The sequence below is a fragment of the Flammeovirgaceae bacterium genome, assembly GCA_015180985.1.
GTDB lineage: Bacteria > Bacteroidota > Bacteroidia > Cytophagales > Cyclobacteriaceae > UBA2336.
In genome coordinates this window covers 408,557-431,060 of record CP054185.1, presented here as the reverse complement: position 1 = coordinate 431,060, position 22,504 = coordinate 408,557, and the positions used below count along the sequence as shown (strand labels likewise).

Below are 22,504 nucleotides of genomic sequence, written 5' to 3'. Positions count from 1 at the left end.
GATGGGAGTGAAATAAATTACTAGAAATAAAAATCATCGTATGGATTATAAAGTTGTTGTTATTGGTTCTGGTCCCGGTGGGTATGTGGCAGCTATCCGCTGTGCACAGCTCGGTTTTAAAACAGCCATCGTTGAAAAGTATCCCACCCTGGGAGGAACTTGTCTGAATGTGGGGTGCATACCATCAAAGGCGTTGCTCGATTCATCCGAACATTTTTACAATGCCGGCCATACGTTTGAAGAGCACGGCATCGAAATCTCAAAACCAAAGGCCAACCTCGCCCAGATGATTAAACGCAAGGCGGGTGTGGTAAAAGCGAATGTGGATGGTATCGCTTTCCTGATGAAGAAAAACAAGATTGATGTTTTTACCGGTGTCGGTTCGTTTGTGGATAAGAATACAATTCAAATCACCTCCTCTGATAGTAAACAAAAGACCATCACTACTGAAAAAGTGATTATTGCTACCGGTTCAAAGCCAACACCGCTTCCGTTTGCCCCGTTTGATAAAAAGCGAATCATATCCAGTACCGAAGCGCTTGAATTAAAAGAAATACCCAAGCACCTGATCGTCATTGGCGGAGGTGTAATCGGTATGGAACTCGGTTCGGTATATGCCCGCATCGGTGCAAAAGTTAGTGTTGTTGAATTTCTCGACAACTTAATACCCACCATGGATGGATCGCTTGGAAAAGAGTTGCAAAAGGTGGCGAAGAAACTGGGTATGGATATTTACCTGGGCCATAAGGTTACCGCAGTTGAAAACAAGGGTAAGGAAGTAGTGGTGAAAGCCGAAGACAAAACCGGTAAACAACTTGAACTGAAGGGCGATTATTGTCTGGTGAGTATCGGCCGCAGGCCCTATACCGAAGGCCTTGGTTTGGAGAAAGTTGGAATTGAAACGGTGAAGGGACAGATACCCGTTGATGATCACCTGAAAACGAAGGTTGATACTATTTATGCCATAGGCGATGTGGTTCGCGGGGCCATGCTGGCACACAAAGCCGAAGAGGAAGGAATACTGGTAGCCGAGCAACTGGCCGGGCAAAAGCCGCACATTAATTACAACCTGATACCCGGTGTGGTGTATACCTGGCCCGAAGTGGCCAGTGTGGGCCAAACCGAGGAGCAACTCAAGCAATCGGGCAGGGCCTATAAAGTGGGCAACTTTCCGTACAAGGCGCTTGGGCGTGCGCGGGCCTCGATGGATACGGATGGCTTTGTTAAAATTCTGGCCGATAAAACCACCGATGAAATACTGGGCGTACACATTATTGGTGCCCGTGCGGCCGATATGATTGCGGCCGGAGTGGTGGCCATGGAGTACCGGGCCTCGGCTGAGGATGTTGCGCGCATGTCGCATGCGCACCCCACCTATATGGAAGCCGTGAAGGAGGCCTGTCTGGCAGCCACGGCCAGCCGGCCGATTCACATGTAAGGAATCGTGTAAAAATGTTCAATTGCAGGGGCAGGGTTTGGTTAGCTTTGCCGCTTTGTTGAACGGTATAATGAAAGCATTGTCGATTTTATTGCCGAAAAACTGGTCGCGGTACAGCCGGCAATTTTCAGAAGACAGCGAGGCCTATTACAAATACAAGCGCGTTATTTTGCTTTCGCAGTTTACCCTGTTTGGTGCGGTTATCGGTATTCTGCATGCCCTCGAAGATTTAGTGGATGGCCTGGTGTTCATGCCCGTGATGGACGCCATTATGGCTGTGTTTATTTTTGTTGCCTACCTGCTGAATGAAAATGAGTTCCATAAAACAGCCCGCATCTTTCTTCTGACGTTTTTGAATATTTACTTTTTTGTTTACTGCTCGCTGGTTCCGAAAGAATTGGGCATTTATTTCTATTACTTTGCCTGGATTGGGTTGGCCAGCGTAATTTTTGAGCCGACCGAAAACCTGCTGCGAATATTTTTTGTTGCAGCGTCAATTGGATTAATTCTTCTGTTACATCTGACCGACTTTAGCCTGTTTGGTGATTTCAATATTCAGGTGGTGGATGTTGAACGATCGTTCTTAATCAATCTCATCAGCAGTATTATTGTACTGGTATTCTTTATTGTGTTTATGGCCCGCACCAATGACCTCTCAGAAGAACGATTGGTCATGCTTGCCCGTGAAGTGCAGGAAAAAAACGCACGCCTCCAGAAAACCAACGATGAACTCGATCGGTTTGTGTATAGTGCCTCACACGATTTACGGGCTCCGTTAATGTCTATAAAGGGTTTAATTAACCTGGCCCAGTTTGAGTCTAAAGACGGAGTTATTCAACAATACCTGGCCATGATGGTAGACCGGACCGATAAACTGGATGATTTTATCCATGATATTATTGATTATGCACGCAATGCCCGTACGGGAATCGTTTATGAACCTGTTGATCTTGACGGGTTGGTAAATGATATTTTCGAAAATCACCGGTTTGCAGAATCCGCTCAGGGGATTTGTTTCGAGAAGAAGATTGCGCTGGATAAACCTGTTTATACGGATAAACGGAGGCTCTCCATTGTACTGAACAACCTGCTCTCTAACGCAATTAAGTATCACCGTAAAACTTCTGATGCGTTGGTTAAAGTGGCAGCCCAAATTGAAGATACTGACTTGAAAATTGAGGTGTCGGATAATGGTCAGGGCATTCCGGCAGACCGGCTTGGTAAAATTTTCGACATGTTCTACCGGGGTACGGAACAATCAAAAGGTTCCGGCCTCGGACTGTATATCGTTAAAGAAACCGTAGAGAAAATGGGCGGTGTTATACGTGTTACTTCTGAATTTGAGCGGGGGTCATCGTTTATCATTAAGCTCCCATTGGCAATTCAAAACGGTAGCGAACAAAGGCACGTGCAGCCAGTGCAAGCACCAACGGAATTAACGCGTAATGCAACTGTTGCGGAAGCCACCACCAAAACGTAATCAGCAATCCGTTGAGAATAACCGTAATCAGGAAATAAATTCTTACCCATTTGCGGGGTTTGAATAACGCAAAGGCTGCTAATAAATGTGTCGGCAAAGCCCACAGCATGTTCAGGTTATTGGCTGCAGCCTTATGATCAGTGGCTGTCCAGAGCAATAGCAGCAACAAGCCGATGAGACCGGTTATCCCAAACAGCATGGCATCTAACCAGTTTAAAGGTTTCTTTCTCCTGTAATCCCAAACCGATAGGGCCATGATTAGCACGGCAAGCGCTGTGAAAACGTTACGAGGCGTGAACAGGCCGTTACTAAGATTTTCGGATTGTGCCTCGTACACTATAATTTTTTGCTTTACCAGTGGCTGGCCGTTTATCGTGGCATTATCGAAACCGGCTTCCACAAAATCGGGCAGAAACATGTACTCGAAGGGGGTTGCCCGTTTGTCCATGGGCAGGCCAAGGCAAATGTCAATGCCTAAATCACCCCACGGCTGCCATTGTAAATACAGATCGGTGAGTTGGCGGATAGAGTACCTTGTAGTGATGTGGGAATCATTAAACGTTACGGAGTCGCCAAAAACCTTGGTTACAATTTCGGGTAGTTTGGTGGCGCAGTTGTCGTAAAAGTAATCGTACAGGTAGCTCTGATTTTCAGGTTGCGCATTCCATTGCAGGTAATCGAACAGCCGTTGCTTTTGCCAGGCGGTAAGGTTAAGCACTTGTTCGTGCACATACCGGTTGTAGTATATGTAGAAATACTCAAACCGCTTATAATCCTGCACGGCCAGTTTGTAATAATTATGTCCGCGGGCAAAGTTGAGGTAGAAGTTAGGCTGATTGAAATCAAAAACCCCGTAATTAAAGGCGTAATCAAAACCATTTCCCGGATCATTTACACGGAAAGCGCTATGGCCAAAGGCCGAGTATAATTCATTCTGGCCCGGTCCGCAGGTAATTACCGAGATGGTTGCTCGTTCGGACAAGGTAATCTGAGCGCCCGCTGACAGGCTGACCAGGCTGATAAGAAGTAAGAAAAATTTTCTCATGGGGTAAAGACCGATTCCGAAAGATAAAAACAAATGCCAGCCCGGCCATTAATTTTCATTTAACTTACCGCCATGTTTACAGGCTTACAGGATGCGCTGAATCTGGCGGGGAAATTAACCGCCCGAAAAAGCTGGAATGCCACTCAGGTGCTATCGGGTTATTATCGGTCGCGCATTACCGGCAAAGCTGTTCTCTCTGCATTGCCCATCAGTGTCGCTATTGAGCCAACAACCAGTTGCAACCTCCGCTGTCCCGAATGCCCCAGCGGGTTACGATCGTTTACCCGGCCCACCGGAATGTTAAAGGATGACCTGTTTAAAAAGGTTATTGATGAACTGGCGCCTACGCTTTCGTATCTCATCTTTTATTTCCAGGGCGAACCTTATCTGAATCCGCGCTTTCTTGACATGGTGCGCTATACCGCTGATAAGGGAATTTATACGGCCACGTCAACCAATGCGCATTACCTGGATGAAGCCCTGGCACGGACTACCGTGCAATCCAGCTTGGATCGATTGATCATTTCTATAGACGGAACATCGCAGGACACGTACCAGCAGTACCGTATCGGTGGTAATCTTGATAAGGTGATTGAGGGAACGAAAAATATTATCCGGATGAAGAAAGAACTAAAATCCAAAACTCCGCATGTAATTTTTCAGTTCCTGGTGGTGCGACCCAACGAACACCAAATTCCCGAAGTGTATACATTGGCAAAAAAACTGGGCGTTGATCAGGTCTTACTCAAAACAGCGCAGATTTATGATTATACCCGTGGTTCAGATTTACTACCCGTGCAGGAAAAATATTCGCGCTACAAAAAAAATGATGACGGAACCTACACAATAAAGAACAACCTCGATAACCATTGCTGGAAAATGTGGCACAGTTGCGTAATTACCTGGGACGGCAAAGTGGTACCCTGTTGTTTCGATAAAGACGCTAATCATGTGCTTGGTGATCTGACGCAGGAGTCGTTCCGGCAAATCTGGTTTGGTGATAAATACCGGCAGTTCAGAAGTTCCTTACTCCAGTCAAGAAAGGAAATTGAAATCTGTAGGAACTGTACGGAGGGTACAAAGGTATGGGCCTGATTCAGAACTTCTGCCGGCTTTGTAGTTCTTTCGCGATTTTATCCACATCAATTGCCGCACACTTGCCGCAACCCGTGGCGCACGACTTGGCCTGAAAGGCCCGGTAAACCAGCAGGCCCAGGTAAATAACAGCCGACAGGAATAAGAGTAGTATAATTATATTCTGAAGCACACCACAAAGTTAACTGAATTGCCTGAACTTTGATAAATAGAAAGTGCTATAGTTCAAGAGACATACCTATTGTATTTCAAATTTGGTCAATTTGCTGGTCCATTTACTTACCTCCTACTTTTCACAAGAGGTCCTTCGCCCGCTTGCAGCGGAGCTCAGGACAGCAGTGTATTTGTTACGCTGAGCCGTTAAGCGAAGCATTTTTGGGGTATCAGGCAAAGAATCATTGGGCTGAGGTATTAGCTGGTGGTTTGTTTACGGATTATCAGTAATAAAAATGCCCGATTGCGGACAAAAAAGCGCGTATGCGAACATGGCAGATTTACACAACCCTGATTTTTACTGTATAATCAGTGTTTTTAACTGGCACTTCATTTGGCAATGAGGTAGAGCAAAATTTCTTAGCTATGCTTAAAAATTACCTGAAAACTGCTTTCCGGAACCTGTGGCGCGATAAAGGCAGTGCACTCATTAACTTGTCGGGTCTTACGCTGGGAATTACCAGTTCGCTCATCCTCTTCCTGCTCATCCGCCACGCTACCAGTTTTGATACGTTTCATTCTAAGCGCGATCGCATTTACCGCGTAGTTACTCAAACCCGTGGCAACAACGGCAACGATCACACACCGGGGGTACCGGCTGTTTTGCCGGAGGCCTTTAAAACCGATTTCCCCGAAGCGGAGGAGGTTACTTTCTTGTCCTACCGGGCCGGCAGCCTGATTACCGTACCGCAGCCCAGCGGTGAACAGAAGAAGTATGATGAACCGCGCGGAGTCGTTTTTGCGCAGCCTAATTTCTTTAAAATTTTTGACCGAAAGATTATTCATGGTAATGCCGAAGCCGGACTTGATGAACCCAACGAAGTGATTTTGTCGCAACGGTCGGCCCTTAAATATTTCAACAAAGAGGATGCGATTGACGAGGTAATAAAATTTGAAAACCGCGAGTACCGCGTTACGGCTATCATGGAAGACCTTCCCGGTAATACTGATCTTCCATTTGATGTTATGCTTTCGTTTGCTACGATAAAAAAGGAATCGGACGAAAAAGGCTGGAACAGCATCTGGAGCGATGAACAATGTTACATCCTGCTAAAAGAGGGCGAATCGCCCGCAAGCATAGAGGCCCGTATGCCCGATTTTGTAAAAAAGCACCTGGGGAATGGTGATTTCTTTGAACGCACACACCCGCTTCAGCCGCTGGCTCAAATTCATTTTGATGACCGTTACTCTAACCTCAACTACAATACGGTATCAAAGTCTGTATTGCTGGCCCTGAGTGTTATTGCCGTATTTTTGATTGTTACGGCTTGCATTAACTTCATTAACCTTACAACAGCTGAGGCCATTAAACGTTCGAAAGAAGTAGGTATCCGAAAATCCCTTGGCGGAACGCGCGGGCAACTCATTGTGCAGTTTCTTGGCGAAACCAGTTTAGTTACGTTAGCAGCTGTATTGCTTTCGCTGGGCATAGCCCAATTGGCTTTGCGTTTTCTTAACCCTTTTCTCGATTTGAATCTTACCATTAACCCTGTTGGAGATGTTGTTTTATGGGTATTTCTTGGTTCTGTTTTTATTATTGTATCGCTGTTATCCGGCTTGTATCCTTCATTTATTGTTTCGAGGTTTAAGCCGGCACTCGCTATTAAAAATCTGATTAGCAATCGAAACTCCTCAGGATACATGTTACGCAGGGGGCTGGTGGTAACTCAATTTTTTATTTCCCAGTTCTTCATCATCGGCACCATCGTTATCATCCGCCAGATGGATTATTTTCAAAGTAAAGATTTGGGCTTTCAGAGAGACGCCATTGTTTCCGTACCGATACCGGAGCGCGAAAGCCCGGGTGGTGCTGATGGTGTGAGTAAAATGCGTACGCTGAAGAATGAGTTACAGGGCTTTTCAGGTATCGAAAAAGTCAGCCTGAACAGCTCACCACCGGCATCCGGAAACGTTTCATCTACCGGCTTTTTCTTCGAAGGACGCCAAGAGGAATTTGTTACACAAGTTAAACAAGCCGATGACAGTTACTTCGATTTATTTCAATTGAAGATACTGGCTGGCGAAAAGCTGGCTGATGGCGATACAGCCACGGGTTTCGTAGTGAATGAAAAGTTAGTAAAGATGGTTGGTTTAACTGACCCGCAGGATATCATTGGTAAAGAAATTACCATGTGGGGCCGAAAAAAGCCGGTGGTGGGCGTGGTAAATGATTTTCACACCATGTCGCTGGCGCAACCCCTTGAGCCGGTCATTATGTTTAACCGGATACGGGGGTACGACTGCCTTTCGGTTAAAATTGCTTCAGCCGATTTCCAATCAGTCATTAAAAAAGTGCAGGAAAAGTGGGAACAGGCCTACCCTGATCACATCTTCAGCTATGAGTTTTTGGATCAGCAAATAAAAGAGTTCTATGACAACGAGCGAAGAATGTCTGTGCTCCTTACCATCTTTACTTCAATGGCCATTTTCATCGGGTGCCTGGGCTTATTGGGGCTGGTAACGTTTATGGCTGCCCAAAAGACAAAAGAAATTGGCGTGCGAAAGGTGCTGGGGGCATCTGTGGAAAGCATTGTGATTAAATTTTCGAAAGAATTTATCGGGCTGGTGCTCATAGGTTTTATACTGGCAGCCCCGCTGGGCTGGTGGGTTACCCGGTTGTACCTTGACCAGTTTGCCTACCGGATTGAACTCGGCCCATCAATTTTTTTGATGGGGATAGGCGTTTCTCTTCTTATTGCCCTTGTTACGGTGAGTTACAAGTCCATTAAAGCGGCCACGGTTAACCCGGTGGAATCACTTCGTTACGAATAACCCCAGGTCTGAATTTTTTCAGACCATCTCTGCCAGGCCTGACGGTAACACGTCAGGCCTCTTTATTTGAACCACTGCGACCGTATAAGGTCCAGCATTTTCGGATGTATTTCTCCGGCCGCGATTATTTCGCCTCCATGCAAAAAATTATTGCCCCCACTGAAATCGGTCACCATGCCGCCCGCTTGCTGTACAATAAGCGCACCTGCCGCAACGTCCCAGGCATTGAGGTTGTATTCAAAAAAGCCTTCAAATCGTCCACAGGCAACATAAGCCAAATCAATAGCAGCACTGCCCAGCCTCCGGATACCGTGTGTTCTTTCCAGGAAAAGCCGGATGATATGCAGGTAGTTTTCTTTCCTATCCGAATAATTGTATGGAAAGCCGGTGGCCAGCAGGCTCTCGTTTAACTGGCTTACTGCCGAAACCCGGATGGGTTGATTGTTGCAATAAGCCGGGCTGTTGATGGTTGCGTGGAAGCACTCATCCCGGTTTACTTCGTACACCACACCCAGAACAGGCTTTCCGTGTTTGGCCAACCCCACGCTAATGGCAAATACAGGAAGCCCATGCATAAAATTAGTGGTGCCGTCAAGGGGGTCAATAATCCAGTTATATTCATTTTGAGCGGATGAACCGGTTCCTTCCTCTGCAAGGAAACCGCTTCCAGGGATTAGTTGCTTTAGTTGTGTAACAAGTTTTTGTTCTGCTTCTTTATCAACATACGAAACCAGGTTATTAAATCCGTGCTTGAACTCAATGCGCGATCGGTCGAAGGCCTGGGCTTCTTCACGAATGAATTGCCCAACCTCTTTGCAAATTTTAATGACTTCCGGTTTTAGTTCCTCCAGGTTCATGTGCCGGCTAAATTCCAAAAATATAAATCACCAACGCGCGAGAATAAGGAAAAGTTTTTTGTGTCCGGTTATTTATCAGGATAGCCCCCCCACAACAATAACCAATTCACCCTTTACCTCTGAGCCGGCAAAGTGATTATGTATTTCTTTCAAAGTTCCGTTCACAGTTTCTTCGTAATATTTGGTAAGCTCACGCGATACAGAGGCCGGTCTTGTTGCACCAAAGGTATTAACAAACTGTTCCAAGGTTTTTACCAGCCGGTGTGGCGATTCGTAAAAAATCATGGTTCGTTCTTCGGTGGCCAGTTTTTTCAACATTGTTTGCCGGCCTTTTTTATGCGGGAGGAACCCCTCAAATACAAACCGGTCGGTGGGCAAGCCTGATTTGATAAGGGCAGGTACAAAAGCCGTTGCCCCCGGCAGGCATTCTATTTTTATGCCGGCCTTCAATGCCTCCCGTACAATTAAAAATCCGGGGTCGGAAATGCCCGGTGTGCCTGCATCACTGATGAGGGCCATCTGTTCACCCTCCTTCAAGCGCTTAATGAGTGCGCCAACAACTTTGTGTTCGTTAAAATTATGAAAGCTTTGCAGTGGTTTATCGATAGTGTAATGTTTAAGTAGTTTCCCGGAGGTGCGCGTATCCTCAGCCAGGATTAGGTCCACCAATTTAAGTACCTCCAGTGCACGCAGGGTAATATCGCCCAGGTTACCGATGGGTGTAGGCACAATAAACAGTGCGGTTTTTGTTTCCATTACTGGCCCGAAAGTTTATCGATAACAGCGGCCAGCTTTCGGTCTTTATCGGTAACGGTGTTGCCGGCATCGTGTGTAGTTAATTCAATACTTACGCGGTTCCAGGTGTTCGTCCAGGTGGGGTGGTGGTTCATTTTCTCAGCCTCAATAGCCACTTTGGCCATAAAGCCAAATGCTTCGGTAAAATTGTTGAACGTAAAGGTTTTTGTAAGGCGGTTGTTTTCTTCTTTCCACATGGTGGCCTGATTTAGCTGACCAGCGAATGTAAGAAAATGTGCTTTAGCATTAAAGGGCAATAAGGCCATCAATGGTTGCTGCTTTGCGGTACACTTCAATAACGGCTTCGCTGGAGGGCATCATCATTTGTATGGTTATTGAAATGTATTTTCCCTGGCTTGATTTTTTTTGTGTACCGGTATGCAGCGGAAAAAGCTGAATAACTTCTTCGGCCCGTTCTTTGGGAACGATGAACTTAAACATATACAGGGAGGGCCAGCGGTAGTGCTGGTCGAGTTTAAGCCGGAATGATTGGATGGCCTCCTGGTCCATAAAAAACGCAGGCCCCTTTCGGGGCCTGATAATTTCAATTAATAAAACTTGTATCGCTTATCCTCAATGTTGGCAGCTTCCTTGATGGCCTCCGCTATATTAAAACTATTGGTTCGGTTGGCCGTTTGCTCCAGTTGGTTTTTAAACATGGTGTAGTCGCCAATGGAGGGCGCGATGGTTTTGTTTTGCATTTCAATAATAATCACACCGCTTTCACCGGCAAAGGGTTTGGAGCGCTGGCCACCTTCCAGTGAAAAGGCAACACCAACGGCAGCCGGGTCAAACCCAACAGAAGTCATTGTATTGGTATTGAGTTTTAAACTGCTGTTGGAATACACTGCGGCATCGCGTCCGTAATTGGTGGCTATTTCATCAAGGCTGCCATTCAGACTGTTCAGTTTCTCAGTTATTTTCTTTCCTTTTAGTTCGTTGAGCACGGCCGGTTTGATTTCATTTTTTACCAGACTGAAAGGTTTAATTCCTTTTTCAATTTCACCGGTCATCACCACTACGGCATACTTGTCCTGCAGGTCAAAGGCATCGGATACTTTGCCTGTTTTTGCATCGCGGAATAACCAGGTAACAATCTGGCGGGCATCGCCCAGGGTACCCACCCGCCTTTCGGCAGCACCAATGTTAGTGGCTTCCTGTACTGTATATCCTTCTTTAGCGGCCCGTTCGGTAAAATTGTCAACACCCTCCAGGTCTGCGGCAAACATTTCAGCCTTTCGCAGGGTTTCGTTAATAGAGGCATCACCGGGTGTAATTTCGCGTTCGATTATGGCCAGTGTGTAGTAGCGGTTATCTTTTACTTCGGTAACATCAATAATGTGGTAGCCGAATTCCGTTTCGACCACATCGTTAAGCGCACCTTTTTTGGTAGCACCGAAAACGGCATCCTGAAAGGGTTTTACCATTTGGCCGCTGGTAAACCAACCCAGGTCACCACCTTGCGTTGCTGTGCCGTCTGTTCCGAATTCGCGGGCTTTTTCGGCAAAGCTGGCACCGGCTTTAATGTCTTTAAGAATGGTTCTTGCTTTTTCCTTAGCTTCTTTTTTTGCGGCATCCGTATCGTTTTCCCACCGGATGAGAATGTGGCTGGCACGTGCGCTATAGGTGGTGTCGGTACCCGTTTTGGATACTTTAAAAACTTTGTAGGAGGAATCATCAATAAATGGCCCAACTACATTACCGGGCACCAAGTCAGCGGTAGTTACAAAGTCGGGCAGGTTTGCCGGGGTGTATTTTGCGTAGGCGTTGCTGCCATCGGTATTTAATGTAGCAAAAACCGAATCATTGTCGGCAGTCTTCAGTTCGGCAGCCAGGCGGGTAATTTCTTCTTTAATAGCCAGGGTGTCATCAGCCGAAGGCAGCACAGGAAAAGAAACATATTTTAAATCGCGTGTGTGTTCGGCTTTATATTTTTCCTTGTTCTTGTTGTAATAAGCTTTCAGGTCGTCATCGGTAATGGTAATAGTTGTATCGCTTACCGAGTAGTACGGTACAAACAGGTACTTTACTTCAGCCACATCGTTTTGCATGTGGTAATCAAACTCGGCCTGGGCTGCAGTTACGTATGCACTTTTAATAAGGAGATTTTCATATTTCAGGCGTTCACGGGCCGGCCGCAACTCACGTTCAAATATTTCCCAGCGAACGCGTGCCTCTGAGCCTTCGGGCATGGCTTTTAGTTGGCTGATATAAGCGCCCAATTGGGCCCGGTCGAACTGACCGGTTTGCTGGTTGATGAACGATTGCTTAATGCTTTCATCCACGTTTTTTCCGGTAATCATGTCCACCACTTCATCATCAGAAACCACAACCCCTACTTTGGCATATTCTTTCTGAATGGCGTAACGCAGGATAAGCATTTCCCACGCCTGCTGACGAAGGGTGATCATTTCGCGGTCGCCCGGCTGGCGGTTGAAGTTGAGGATATAACTGGCTTCGCGTTCGCGAACGGCCTGCTGAAATTCCTCCAGCGAAACCGTGTGGCCCGCAATCTCGCCAACATCGTTGCGATCAAACAAAACCGAGTTGTTGCCCAATAAATCGCCCAGTATAAATGCAGAAATAGCCACGAACACAAAAACCACTACCCAGGTGCCCATCTTATCCCGCAACTTGCCAATAAATGCCATATCGTAAATTTTAAAGACCGCAAATTTAACCCAGTTTTTCCAATGGCAAAACGGCCAGGGAAATTCGTTTTCCGGAATCCTCAAGTGGTTAATAACCTGATTCTGAGTCGATTGATTTAATCCCCAGCAGGGCCTGAAAGTGTCAGTTTGATGGTATCAATCCGGTTATCAAGGGTTGACTGAATGGTGAAGGTAAAAGGAGGTACCTGGATGGTTTCGCCTGCCTGGGGAATGTCTTCGGCATAGGCAAGAATAAGGCCGCCCAGGGTTTCATATTCACCGGCCGGAAGCCTCCATCCATAGGTTTCATTCAGGTAATCAATTTCCAACCGGGCACTCAGCAGCCAGGTTGTCTCGTCAAGCTTCTGCTCCACCAGGTCATCCTGGTCGTGTTCGTCTTCAATTTCACCGAATATTTCTTCAATAACGTCTTCCATGCTTACAATGCCGGATGTTCCTCCAAATTCATCAACCACTACAGCCAGGCTTTTCCGCTCGTGGATAAACCGAAGCATCAGTTCGTTGGCCAGTGTGGTTTCCGAAACGGTGATGATGGGGGTAAGCATTTCTTCGATGGTGTTCGGCTTTTTAAACAGCCCTGACGAGTGGCAGTAACCAATAACCTCGTCAATCGAATCTTTGTAAACCAGAATTTTTGAGTGGCCACTTTCAACAAATGCTTTTCTCAGGCTCGTAATACCATCCTGCAAGTCAACAGCAACAATTTCGGTTCGTGGAATCATGCAGTCCCGCACTTTTACCGATTTGAACTCAAGCGCATTATGGAATATCTTTTTATCGAGTGTAACATCTTCATCCTCGTGCTTTACCTTCATCATGCTCTTCAGGTAATTATTCAGGTCGGTTAATCCGTACACCGGGCGTTCATCGGAATACGGCACACGAAAGAGATGAATGATTACGAACCGTGACAAGGCCACTACTGTGGTAACGAATGGGTAAAGCACGTAATAGACAATGTTGAAAGGAACCGCCAGGGCTGTTAGCCAGAAATTGGGATTGCTCAGAAAGATGCTTTTTGGCAGAAATTCGGCTGTTACCAAAACGATGACGGTAGACAGGAACACCTGCACAATCATTACAAAAGCCTCGTTCAGCAGGGCTTGCGGTAGCCAAACCTGTAACAGCGGTTCGAGCAGCTGGGCCATGAAGATTCCATAAAATACAAGCGCGATGGTATTGCCTACAAGCGTTGTACCAATAAACATGGAAGGTTTGCGGATGAACTTTGTAAAAATCCGGCCGGCCAGCGAGCCCTGTTTGCCCTGAAGCTCCAGTTGTAGTTTGTTGGCCGACAGGTAGGCGATTTCAATCCCTGAGAAGAAAAAGGAAAAGATCAGCGACAGGGCGATATACGGAAGTAATCCCGGATCCATCACTTTCTTTTTCGATACGTGTAAACCAGGAACAAGGCCGATGCGATCATCAGTATCCAGTAGGCATTACCAATGCCGGCCGTCATCACCTGGTGGATACCGATAATCAGTAGTGCAGCCGCCAGCGAAAGGAGGATAACGTCCGGTAGTTTCATCGAACGGCAAAGATAGGGATTTTGCAGGGTCAGCGGGGTGTTTCGTTTTCTTCGATGGTAAACTCACCCTGGGGTTTTTTTATAGTGTAGGAGGACATATCCTGCTTGGCCTCAAGGCCTTCGCCATAAATAACCTCGTTCTGCATGCGGATGGTAACAAAACTTTCGGTATGGATTTCTTCTTTGGTTGGTCGCCAGAAAAGTTCTTCTGTATTTAATTGTTCGTTTTTGGCCAGGTTAATAACCTCTACTTTTCCGCGGGCACGCCATTGATCTTCGTTTTTAAAGTAGTAGGCGTGGTTGGCACGCAGGGTGGAAGAAAGGTTGCCTGTTTCGTCAAAAAATTCAAGGTAAATGCCTTTTGGAAATTCCCGGTCGCCATTTTGAAATTCATACACCAGGTCGGCCAGCATTTTTACCTTTACAACCTGGGCTTCGCTGTAAAACATCTCTACATGCTCAGCCTCACGCAGGGGCCCTTCGTAAAGCAGGGGCTGGGTGTTTTCGTTGGTGCTACACGCCAGGGTAAGCAGCATGAGTATTGTGCTTAGGTGTTTCATATAAAAAACAAGAGGTCATAGTATTTTAACTATGACCTCTCTGATGCTTCTTGCTCAGATTAATCGCGTGTTTTTACGGTAACGCTTTCATTAATCCAGCATCCTACACGCTGGGTTTCACCAGCTGACCAGTTCACCAGGAAGATATCTTCCTTGGAAGGGAACTGGTCTTTGGCCATGGCCATTTTCTTGGCATCGCCCGCCCGCTGATACATTTCAAACGCAGCTATATATACCAGCCTGTCAGCCGCCATGTTTTCTTTCTTGGCGCAATCGGAAAAACTTTGATAGTACAGGTCACCGATTTTTTCATAAGCTTCTTTCTTTGCTCCATCGGCTGCTAATGCCTGCCGGTATAACTCACGGGCACCCGGTTTATTGCCGTTTTTGGCTTCAATAGCCCCTAAATAGATCATCATATCGGCCTTGTCGGAATTTGTCGGGGCCAGTTCCAGTGCTTCTTTGAAGAGTTGTTCGGCTTTAGCATAGTTCTCAGCAGCAAGGTAACGGATGGCCAGGTTCTTGGCCAAGCCAAAGTCCTTTTCCACTTTGTGAATGGCCTCAGCCGCTTCAAGCCACAGCGGGTCATCAGTACATTTATCCTGCAGCATGAAGGCAAATATTTTTTTGGCATTGCCTATATCGGCCGGATTTGCCTTGAATTTTGGTCCGAGGTTTTTACGCACAAAGTCGCAGTTAACAGTTACCATACTAAACAATACTTTGTCAACATCGCCCTTCATGGTCTCTAGTTTATCAACGGGCTTACCTTCGCTGCGTGCTTTTTTGATTTTGGCATCAATAATGGACATTACCTTGTCATAGCGTTCAAGCACTTGTTCGTCTGTAAGTGTCTTCAGTTTCAGTTTGTTAATCTTGGTGGACTGCATATACGGAATCAGGGTCCCGTCAAGCGTATTGTTACCGTTCAGTTCGATGGCTTTATCCATGAGCGACAGTACATAGGCCTCTTTACCATTTTCATTGGCATAATATTTTGCTGCCATGAGTGCCTTTCGGTTGGTTACCGGTGCCTCTTCGCCACAGTTGGCGATGCGCAGGTCATGAATGAGTAACAGCGAATCAATGTAAACCCTCTTTTTTGCCGGGTCGGTCTCGGCACTGGCCACTTTATCAAATATTTCAGCACCATTAATATAAATACTGGTATTCAGTTTGGGGTTATTCTTCAGTAACCAGTTCAGCGGAGGTAGTGCTGCTTTAAAGTTGTTATTGCTTTTGGCATCGGTGTACAGCGTAACCTTCTCCTGCTCAATAGCTTTGGCCTCGCCATCGCTGAAAGCCCACTCTTTGCATTGGGCAAAAGCGTTAGTCAGTGTAAAGGAACCGAACAAACCGGTAATCAGTAATTTTACTACGGTGTTTTTCATATTGTTTTACTAGTCAAACTTTCTTCGAACAAACCATTGATCATTAAATGTAAGCCCGAAGTAAACTTTGAAATAGGTTTCTTCGAGTACGTTTTCTGATCGGTTGCCTCTTTTTCCTGTACTAAAGGCCAAATCAATACTTGAACGGCCTGCAGGCAATGAAAACCCAAAATTAATGCCAAAATCCTTAAGCTGGTTATTATTAATTAAAAATGGGTAGTGCTCCAGTTTAAAGCCGGCCCGGTAGGTAACCCGGTCAAAAAATCTGCTTGAAAGGTAGTCAGGGGTATATTCTCCCCCAAAGGCCACCCGCCAGGCTCTGCCCAGGCTGCCTAAATCGTCTTCGTTCAGGCTGTTAAAGTCAGCCCAGTTTTGCATGCCAAACTCTACCGCGGCCGACCAGTTGGCCGATTTGCTAACAGAGAAGCCAGCCTGCAAACCGCTGGGGATTGATATTTTGCCTCGATATGTAACCAGGGTGTCCAACGTAAGCGGATTGCCCGAGGCCGTTCTGCGTTCATAGGTTGTGGTTTTACGAGCCTTCAGGTTAGAAGCGAAACTGTAAGTAAGCCCGGCACTCACAATAATGTTGTTTCTCTTACCAAGTGAATCTTTGCTGAAAGACAAACCACCGGTAAACTGGAAATCGTTTACATAAGTTTGCTCTTTCACAGCAATTAAAAATGGAACGGGTTGATTAACATTGATGAGGGTGTTCGCAAAATCGTTTTCTATCGAACTAAATATGTATGCCGCCTTTAAACCAATTGCCCAGTTTTTATGAAGGCGGTAGCCGTTGCTCCAATAAAGCTGGTTCAATCCACCACTGCCCTGCTCCTGAACCGCAATAGTATCCACTACATTATTGTTGTTGTCGCGAACGGAGTCGTAGTAAATAAATTTATAATTCACATTCGTAAAGGGCATCAATCCAACCGAGGTTGTCCATTTACCCGGCTTCACAGGAAAGGCCGCTGCCAGGTAGTTCAGGTTACCTCCGGTACTTTTAACATTGGTTGTGTCGCCTTGAATGGTTTTTGATTCAACCAACAGCCCACTTGCAATAACGGTGTAGTAATTAAATACAAGCAGGGCCGGGTTTTGATTATTCAGAAACCAGTATTGTGGCTGGGCTACTCCGGTGCCGGCCATACCCTGATTATGGATAAGCGAACTGCCGTATGGCTCACCAATACCAAATGTAGAAAATGGCGAACGGGCAGCCTGGCCAAAGGCTGCGGTAAGTAGCAATATTAAAATAAATGTGCTTAAACCGAATTTTATGGCAATCACCGGGACAAAACGCGCAATTATCACTATTTCTACTTTTTGGGCACGCAAATATGAATGCTTTAAAATTGTTTTCAAAAAAACCGGAAACCCCGGAATTTCCGAATACCTGACAGGTAACTGATGCTTGGTTAACGCGCTGCTGGTGGAGTTAGTATAGGATTGATTTGGTTAGCTTTGTTTCTCCTAATCTTAATCTACCCTCAGCATGCTGAATCGGAAGCACTATCACATTATCGGGCTCATGTCGGGCACTTCGCTTGATGGGGTTGATCTGGCCTATTGCACATTTACCCGCATTAAGAAGAGATGGCGGTATGCTATACTGCGGGCAGAAACCGTTGGTTATAATAAGGCGTGGAGAAAAAGGCTGGTTACTGCCCATCAATTGCCGGGGGATAAACTGGTTCAAGTGCATATTCGCTATGGGCATTATCTGGGCAGTCTTGTCAACAGGTTTTGCAGGAAATACGCTATTGAAAAAGTAGACTTCATTGCCTCACACGGGCACACGGTTTATCATCAGCCGGGCAACGGATTCACCTTTCAACTGGGCGATGGCAATGCGATACATGCAGTCACTAACAAGAAAGTTGTTTTCGATTTCAGAAGCCTGGATGTTGCACGGGGCGGGCAGGGCGCACCGCTGGTGCCGGTTGGCGATCATTTGCTTTTTAATGAATATGATGTATGCCTAAACCTGGGAGGCATCGCCAACTGCTCCATGATTCATCACAACAAGCGTATTGCTTTCGACATCTGCTATGTGAACATGGCGCTGAACTACCTGGCCGAACAAGCCGGTAAATGGTATGATAAGCAGGGGGCCATGGCGGCTGCCGGCAAGGTTGACAGGATATTATTAAAAAAGTTGACGGCCGGTTATGCCACAATGCGAAAGACAAGGCCTTCGCTGGGCAGAGAATTTTTTGAAGATAAAATTGTCCCCGTCATTCAGCAGGCCGATTTATCTGTTTCGGATAAACTGGCTACGGCTGTTGAGTCGATAGCTATAGAGATAAACCATGCTTTAACCGGCAAGAAGAGGCCAACCGTTCTCTGCACCGGTGGTGGCGCGTTAAATTCATACCTGATGTACCGGTTACTGGATCGTGCGGAGGACAGAATTACTTTTATTATTCCGGATGAATCGGTTGTAAAATTTAAAGAAGCACTTGTATTTGGATTGCTGGGTGTGCTTCGGGTGCGCAGCGAAATTAATTGCCTGAAAAGTGTAACCGGTGCTGCAACGGATTCGTCATCGGGGTTGCTGGCGGGTTTCTGATGCCCGTAAAAACTTTAACTTTGCCGCTTCATTAATTTACCTATGAACGACCTCCTTCGGCAGTTTGAAAATAAACGTCCAGAAATTGTATTTGAATGGAAGGATCCGGAAACAGAAGCCGAAGGATGGGTGGTGATCAACTCGTTGCGGGGTGGTGCCGCGGGTGGAGGCACACGCATGCGCCCCGGCCTGGATAAGCGTGAAGTGGAATCCCTTGCCAAAACGATGGAGGTTAAATTTACAGTTTCCGGACCGCCCATCGGAGGGGCCAAGTCCGGCATTAACTTCGATCCGAATGATCCGCGCAAAGAAGGCGTACTCAGGCGATGGTATGCAGCCGTGATGCCGTTGCTCAAGTATTATTATGGTACTGGTGGTGATTTGAATGTTGATGAGATCCATGAAGTAATTCCGATTACCGAAGATGTGGGTATCTGGCATCCGCAGGAAGGTGTATTTACAGGACACTTTAAGCCCACCGAGCCTCAAAAAGTAAATCGAATTGGTCAACTCAGGCGTGGTGTAATTAAGGTGATTGAAGATGAACGTTTTACCCCATCCCTTGAAAAAAAATATACAATTGCCGATATGTGCACCGGGTATGGTGTAGCTCAGGCCGTAAGGCACTATTATCATCTTTGGGGTGGAAGCATTACCGGTAAACGGGCGGTAATCCAGGGATGGGGCAATGTTGGAGCCGCTGCCGGATTTTATCTGAGCCAGTTGGGAGTAAAGATTGTGGGTATTATCGGCAGAGATGGAGGACTTATCAACAACAAAGGGTTTACGTTGGATGAAATTTGTAAGCTGATTACAAGCCGTAACAAAAACCACCTGGTTGCCGATAACATGATTCCTTACGAAACGTTGAACCGGGTAATCTGGGATGAGGAATTTGAAATTTTTATCCCGGCTGCTGCCTCCCGGTTGATCACGCGCGATCAGGTTGACCGGATGATTAACTCCAAACTGGAAGTGTTCTCGTGCGGAGCCAACGTTCCCTTTGCAGATCCTGAAATATTTTTCGGCCCGACTGGTTTATATGCCGATCAGAATTTTTCGGTAGTGCCCGATTTCATCGCCAATTGCGGCATGGCCAGGGTGTTTGCTTATTTCATGGAAAACGAGGTTAGCATGGAAGATGAAGCCATTTTTACAGACATATCCAATACAATTCACAAGGCTTTAAAGCAAACACATGCTGCCAATCCGGTAAAAACCGGTATAGCCCAAACTTCGTTCGAACAGGCGTTGCGGCAACTGGTTTAGTGGTGAACAGCCAGGTAGGGCTGGATGATCAGGTAAACAATGGCTCCGGCAAAGTACCCCAGCAGCGCAAGCAGCGAGGCTTTCTTCATATACCAGATAAAATCAATCTTTTCCATACCCATTACGGCTACTCCCGCGGCTGAACCGATGATCAACACACTGCCGCCCGTACCGGCACAGTAGGCCAGGTATTCCCAAATCAGATGGTCTTGCGGATAAATACTCATATCGTACATACCCATGCTGGCAGCAACCAGCGGCACGTTATCAACGATGGAGGATAGTATACCGATTAATGTGATGATGATTCGCTGATCACCTACGCTTTTATCGAGCCAGGCGGCAAAGTGGTGCAGGATTTCCATCGACTCCAGTGCGCTTACCGCCAGCAGAATGCCGAGGAAGAACAGTACGCTGGGTACATCAATGCGGCTCAACGCCCCTGCGGCTGTGTAGGGTCTTTTTTCAGCTTCATCCATGTGTGGGTTAATCAGTTCTGAGACCACCCAAAGCACACCCAGTGCCAGCAGCATACCCAGGTAGGGAGGCAAATGCGTAACGGTTTTAAATACAGGAACTGAAATGAGACCACCAACACCAAGGAAAAACATTGTTTTTGAACCTTTAATAGGTGTGCTGCTATGGGCATGTCCGTGCCCGAAAGCCAGACTGCCCTCGTCTGCTTTGTTGCCGGCATGCCCCAAATCGCCTTTCAGCGTAAACTGCAGGTATAGTAACGGAATGACCATACAAATTATACTGGGCAATAAGAGTGTAATGATGATGTTGCCCGAAGAAATCTGGCCGCCAATCCACAGCATGGTGGTGGTTACATCGCCAATGGGCGACCAGGCACCACCGGCATTCGCTGCGATAACCACCATGGCAGCAAAGAACAAACGCATTTCTTTGTTGGGCACCAGCTTTCGCAACAATGAGATCATCACAATGGAAGTGGTCAGGTTATCCAGTATGGCGCTCAGAAAAAAAGTTACCCAGCAGATAATCCACATCAGTTTTTTTGGATTCTGCGTTTTTATCTTATCCGTAATGATGCGAAAACCCTGGTAGGCATCCACCAACTCAACAATGGTCATGGCTCCCATTAGAAAAAAGAGAATGGCCCCGATTTGGCCCAGATGGTGATTAAGTTGCTCGCCAATGTGCGCGATGCTATCGTGTTGAAAAACGGCATAGAGTGTCCAGCAGATAACCCCGGTTAACAGTGCCGAAGCGGTTTTATTTACTTTAATGGGATGCTCCAGCGCGATGCAAAGGTAGCCGATAACGAAAATGGCAATAACAAACGTTTCCATAGTTCAGGGTTTGGCAACGCTGAAATATGAAAATTTTTGCCCGTATGTAAAAGAGAAATTTGTTAAGGGATGATTACAATTCAATCACCTTAACCCGAATAAGTCGGCATTCAGGGCATTCAGCGCTTTATCTTTAAACGAAGTGCTGATTAGTAGCGAGATGTTGTTGGCGCTGCCGCCAACAGAAACCATGCGAACAGGTATGCCGGCCAGGGCATGAAAAACTTTCTCCAGTATGCCCTGCTGCCCGCCAATTTTGTGCCCAACCAGGCAGATAATAGTTTGGTTAGTATCAATCCCGATGTTGCCGAATTTTCTCAACTCGGTTTCAATAGCGACCAGATTTGTTGTGTTATCAATAGTTAATGAAACTGCTACTTCTGAAGTCGAAATCATGTCAATCGGGGTTTTGTATTGTTCAAAAACCTCGAAAACTTTTCGCAGGAAGCCGTAGGCCATCAGCATGCGCGAAGATTTTATATTAATGGCTGTGATGCCGTCTTTCGCGGCCACAGCCTTGATGGTTCCTTCGGTGCCTTTATTGCTGATGAGGGTGCCTGGCGCTTTTTCGTCCATTGTATTTTTTAAGCGCACGGGTACATTTTGTTTTTGAGCGGGTACGATGGTGGAAGGGTGCAGAATTTTAGCACCGAAGTAAGCCAGTTCGGAGGCCTCATCAAACGTCAGTTCCGAAATAGGGTAGGTTTTTTTTACAATGCGCGGATCGTTGTTGTGCATGCCGTCAATGTCAGTCCATATCTGGATTTCTTCGGCCTGAATGGCTGAGCCAATAAGCGAAGCGGTATAATCGCTTCCCCCGCGTTTCAGGTTGTCAATTTCATTTCGATGATTGCGGCAGATGTACCCCTGGGTAATGATGATATCAACGGTTGCCAGCGATTTTAACAAGGGCCGCAGGCGTTGCCCGATTTTTTCCAACTCGGGTTCTTCATTTTCATCAATCGTCATAAAGTGCAGGGCCGGCAACAGGCGTGAATTAATTTTCTGTTCCAGCAAATACTGGTAGAATAGTTCAGTGGACATCAACTCCCCCTGGGCCAGCAGTTCGCGGTAGCTCTTGTCGTCAAACTGGCCGGCCGCGAGGAGCCGGATGAAAATGAAAAACCGGCTGACGATTTCCTGGCCGATGGCTTTAAAGGCCTGGGTAATATAGAGTTCAGCGATGAACGACTGGTAGTGACTTTCAAGTGCGGCAATTTCTTTTTCTGTTGCAGTCAAGTCTTCTTTTAACAGAAAATCGCCAATACGAACCAGGGCATTAGTTGTACCCGACAGGGCCGAGAGTACAACAATTTTCTGCCCGGGTGTTTCGGTAATCAGCCGGGCAATTTTTTTCATCCGGTCGGGCTGGCCAACCGAAGTGCCGCCAAATTTTAATACCAGCATGTGTAAAAGTTAGGCGGCAAAGTTAGAGAAGGGAGGATAAATTAAAAGCCCTGTGCATGAAGCGACAGGGCTTTTAAGTTTACAGGTT

The 22,504-nt window shown here is 46.5% G+C and carries 20 protein-coding genes; 6 read left to right on the top strand and 14 right to left on the bottom strand.

Going from position 1 to position 22,504, the window contains the following annotated elements; all coding sequences use genetic code 11:
- The first annotated feature begins 40 nt into the window (after positions 1–40).
- Both lpdA and HRU69_02085 read left to right on the top strand, forming a co-directional pair.
- Complete coding sequence (gene lpdA / locus HRU69_02090) at positions 41–1,438, top strand: dihydrolipoyl dehydrogenase (protein ID QOI96339.1); 1,398 nt, start codon at positions 41–43, stop codon at positions 1,436–1,438.
- Positions 1,439–1,508: 70 nt separating this feature from the next.
- Complete coding sequence (locus HRU69_02085) at positions 1,509–2,918, top strand: HAMP domain-containing histidine kinase (protein QOI96338.1); 1,410 nt, start codon at positions 1,509–1,511, stop codon at positions 2,916–2,918.
- Here HRU69_02085 and HRU69_02080 read toward each other — a convergent pair.
- The gene (locus HRU69_02080) at positions 2,803–3,963 is read right to left on the bottom strand and encodes a DUF4105 domain-containing protein (protein QOI96337.1); all 1,161 of its coding nucleotides are present in this window, start codon (positions 3,961–3,963) and stop codon (positions 2,803–2,805) included. The two genes, HRU69_02085 and HRU69_02080, sit on opposite strands and share 116 nt — an antisense overlap.
- Positions 3,964–4,035: 72 nt before the next feature.
- Here HRU69_02080 and HRU69_02075 point away from each other — a divergent pair, with 72 nt between their 5' ends.
- Entirely contained in the window at positions 4,036–5,058 is a 1,023-nt protein-coding gene (locus HRU69_02075; GenBank protein QOI96336.1) for an SPASM domain-containing protein, read from the top strand.
- 1 nt (position 5,059) lies between these two features.
- Here the strand turns inward: HRU69_02075 and HRU69_02070 are convergent, their stop codons facing one another.
- Positions 5,060–5,230: a FeoB-associated Cys-rich membrane protein gene (locus HRU69_02070; protein ID QOI96335.1), complete on the bottom strand. Its 171-nt coding sequence runs from the start codon at positions 5,228–5,230 to the stop codon at positions 5,060–5,062.
- Positions 5,231–5,637: 407 nt separating this feature from the next.
- On the opposite strand from HRU69_02070, the gene HRU69_02065 reads away from it, so the two are divergent.
- Complete coding sequence (locus HRU69_02065; GenBank protein ID QOI96334.1) at positions 5,638–8,043, top strand: ABC transporter permease; 2,406 nt, start codon at positions 5,638–5,640, stop codon at positions 8,041–8,043.
- Positions 8,044–8,105: 62 nt separating this feature from the next.
- Here HRU69_02065 and HRU69_02060 read toward each other — a convergent pair whose 3' ends face one another.
- From HRU69_02060 to HRU69_02015, 10 genes are all read right to left on the bottom strand, one after another.
- Positions 8,106–8,900 carry an inositol monophosphatase gene (locus HRU69_02060; protein QOI96333.1) on the bottom strand — a complete coding sequence of 265 codons (795 nt, stop codon included), beginning with the start codon at positions 8,898–8,900 and terminating at the stop codon, positions 8,106–8,108.
- A 75-nt stretch (positions 8,901–8,975) separates the two neighbouring features.
- Entirely contained in the window at positions 8,976–9,656 is a 681-nt protein-coding gene (rsmI, locus tag HRU69_02055; GenBank protein QOI96332.1) for a 16S rRNA (cytidine(1402)-2'-O)-methyltransferase, read from the bottom strand.
- Positions 9,656–9,892, bottom strand: a complete 237-nt coding sequence (locus tag HRU69_02050) for a 4a-hydroxytetrahydrobiopterin dehydratase (GenBank protein ID QOI96331.1) — start codon at positions 9,890–9,892, stop codon at positions 9,656–9,658. Before HRU69_02050 ends, rsmI begins: the two co-directional genes overlap by 1 nt.
- A gap of 49 nt (positions 9,893–9,941) precedes the next feature.
- A complete protein-coding gene (locus tag HRU69_02045; protein ID QOI96330.1) occupies positions 9,942–10,205 on the bottom strand; it encodes a DUF493 family protein in 264 nt (87 codons plus the stop codon).
- 38 nt (positions 10,206–10,243) lie between these two features.
- On the bottom strand, positions 10,244–12,346 hold the full coding sequence (locus tag HRU69_02040) for a peptidylprolyl isomerase (GenBank protein ID QOI96329.1): 2,103 nt from the start codon (positions 12,344–12,346) through the stop codon (positions 10,244–10,246).
- Positions 12,347–12,462: 116 nt separating this feature from the next.
- Positions 12,463–13,743, bottom strand: a complete 1,281-nt coding sequence (locus HRU69_02035; protein QOI96328.1) for an HlyC/CorC family transporter — start codon at positions 13,741–13,743, stop codon at positions 12,463–12,465.
- Positions 13,743–13,898 (bottom strand): hypothetical protein, encoded by a 156-nt coding sequence (locus tag HRU69_02030; GenBank protein ID QOI96327.1) that lies wholly within the window; start codon positions 13,896–13,898, stop codon positions 13,743–13,745. The genes HRU69_02035 and HRU69_02030 overlap by 1 nt, the downstream gene beginning before the upstream one ends.
- Before the next feature lie 29 nt (positions 13,899–13,927).
- A complete protein-coding gene (gene lptC, locus HRU69_02025) occupies positions 13,928–14,371 on the bottom strand; it encodes an LPS export ABC transporter periplasmic protein LptC (GenBank protein QOI98801.1) in 444 nt (147 codons plus the stop codon).
- A 146-nt stretch (positions 14,372–14,517) separates the two neighbouring features.
- Positions 14,518–15,849 (bottom strand): tetratricopeptide repeat protein, encoded by a 1,332-nt coding sequence (locus HRU69_02020; GenBank protein ID QOI96326.1) that lies wholly within the window; start codon positions 15,847–15,849, stop codon positions 14,518–14,520.
- Positions 15,850–15,858: 9 nt separating this feature from the next.
- Positions 15,859–17,190: a hypothetical protein gene (locus tag HRU69_02015; GenBank protein ID QOI96325.1), complete on the bottom strand. Its 1,332-nt coding sequence runs from the start codon at positions 17,188–17,190 to the stop codon at positions 15,859–15,861.
- A 157-nt stretch (positions 17,191–17,347) separates the two neighbouring features.
- On the opposite strand from HRU69_02015, the gene HRU69_02010 reads away from it, so the two are divergent.
- Both HRU69_02010 and HRU69_02005 read left to right on the top strand, forming a co-directional pair.
- Entirely contained in the window at positions 17,348–18,424 is a 1,077-nt protein-coding gene (locus tag HRU69_02010; protein QOI96324.1) for an anhydro-N-acetylmuramic acid kinase, read from the top strand.
- 42 nt (positions 18,425–18,466) lie between these two features.
- Positions 18,467–19,693, top strand: a complete 1,227-nt coding sequence (locus HRU69_02005) for an amino acid dehydrogenase (GenBank protein ID QOI96323.1) — start codon at positions 18,467–18,469, stop codon at positions 19,691–19,693.
- On the opposite strand, the gene nhaD is transcribed toward HRU69_02005, so the two are convergent.
- A complete protein-coding gene (gene nhaD, locus HRU69_02000) occupies positions 19,690–21,009 on the bottom strand; it encodes a sodium:proton antiporter NhaD (protein QOI96322.1) in 1,320 nt (439 codons plus the stop codon). The genes HRU69_02005 and nhaD overlap by 4 nt on opposite strands.
- An 84-nt stretch (positions 21,010–21,093) precedes the next feature.
- Entirely contained in the window at positions 21,094–22,416 is a 1,323-nt protein-coding gene (locus HRU69_01995) for an aspartate kinase (protein ID QOI96321.1), read from the bottom strand.
- Positions 22,417–22,504: the final 88 nt, after the last annotated feature.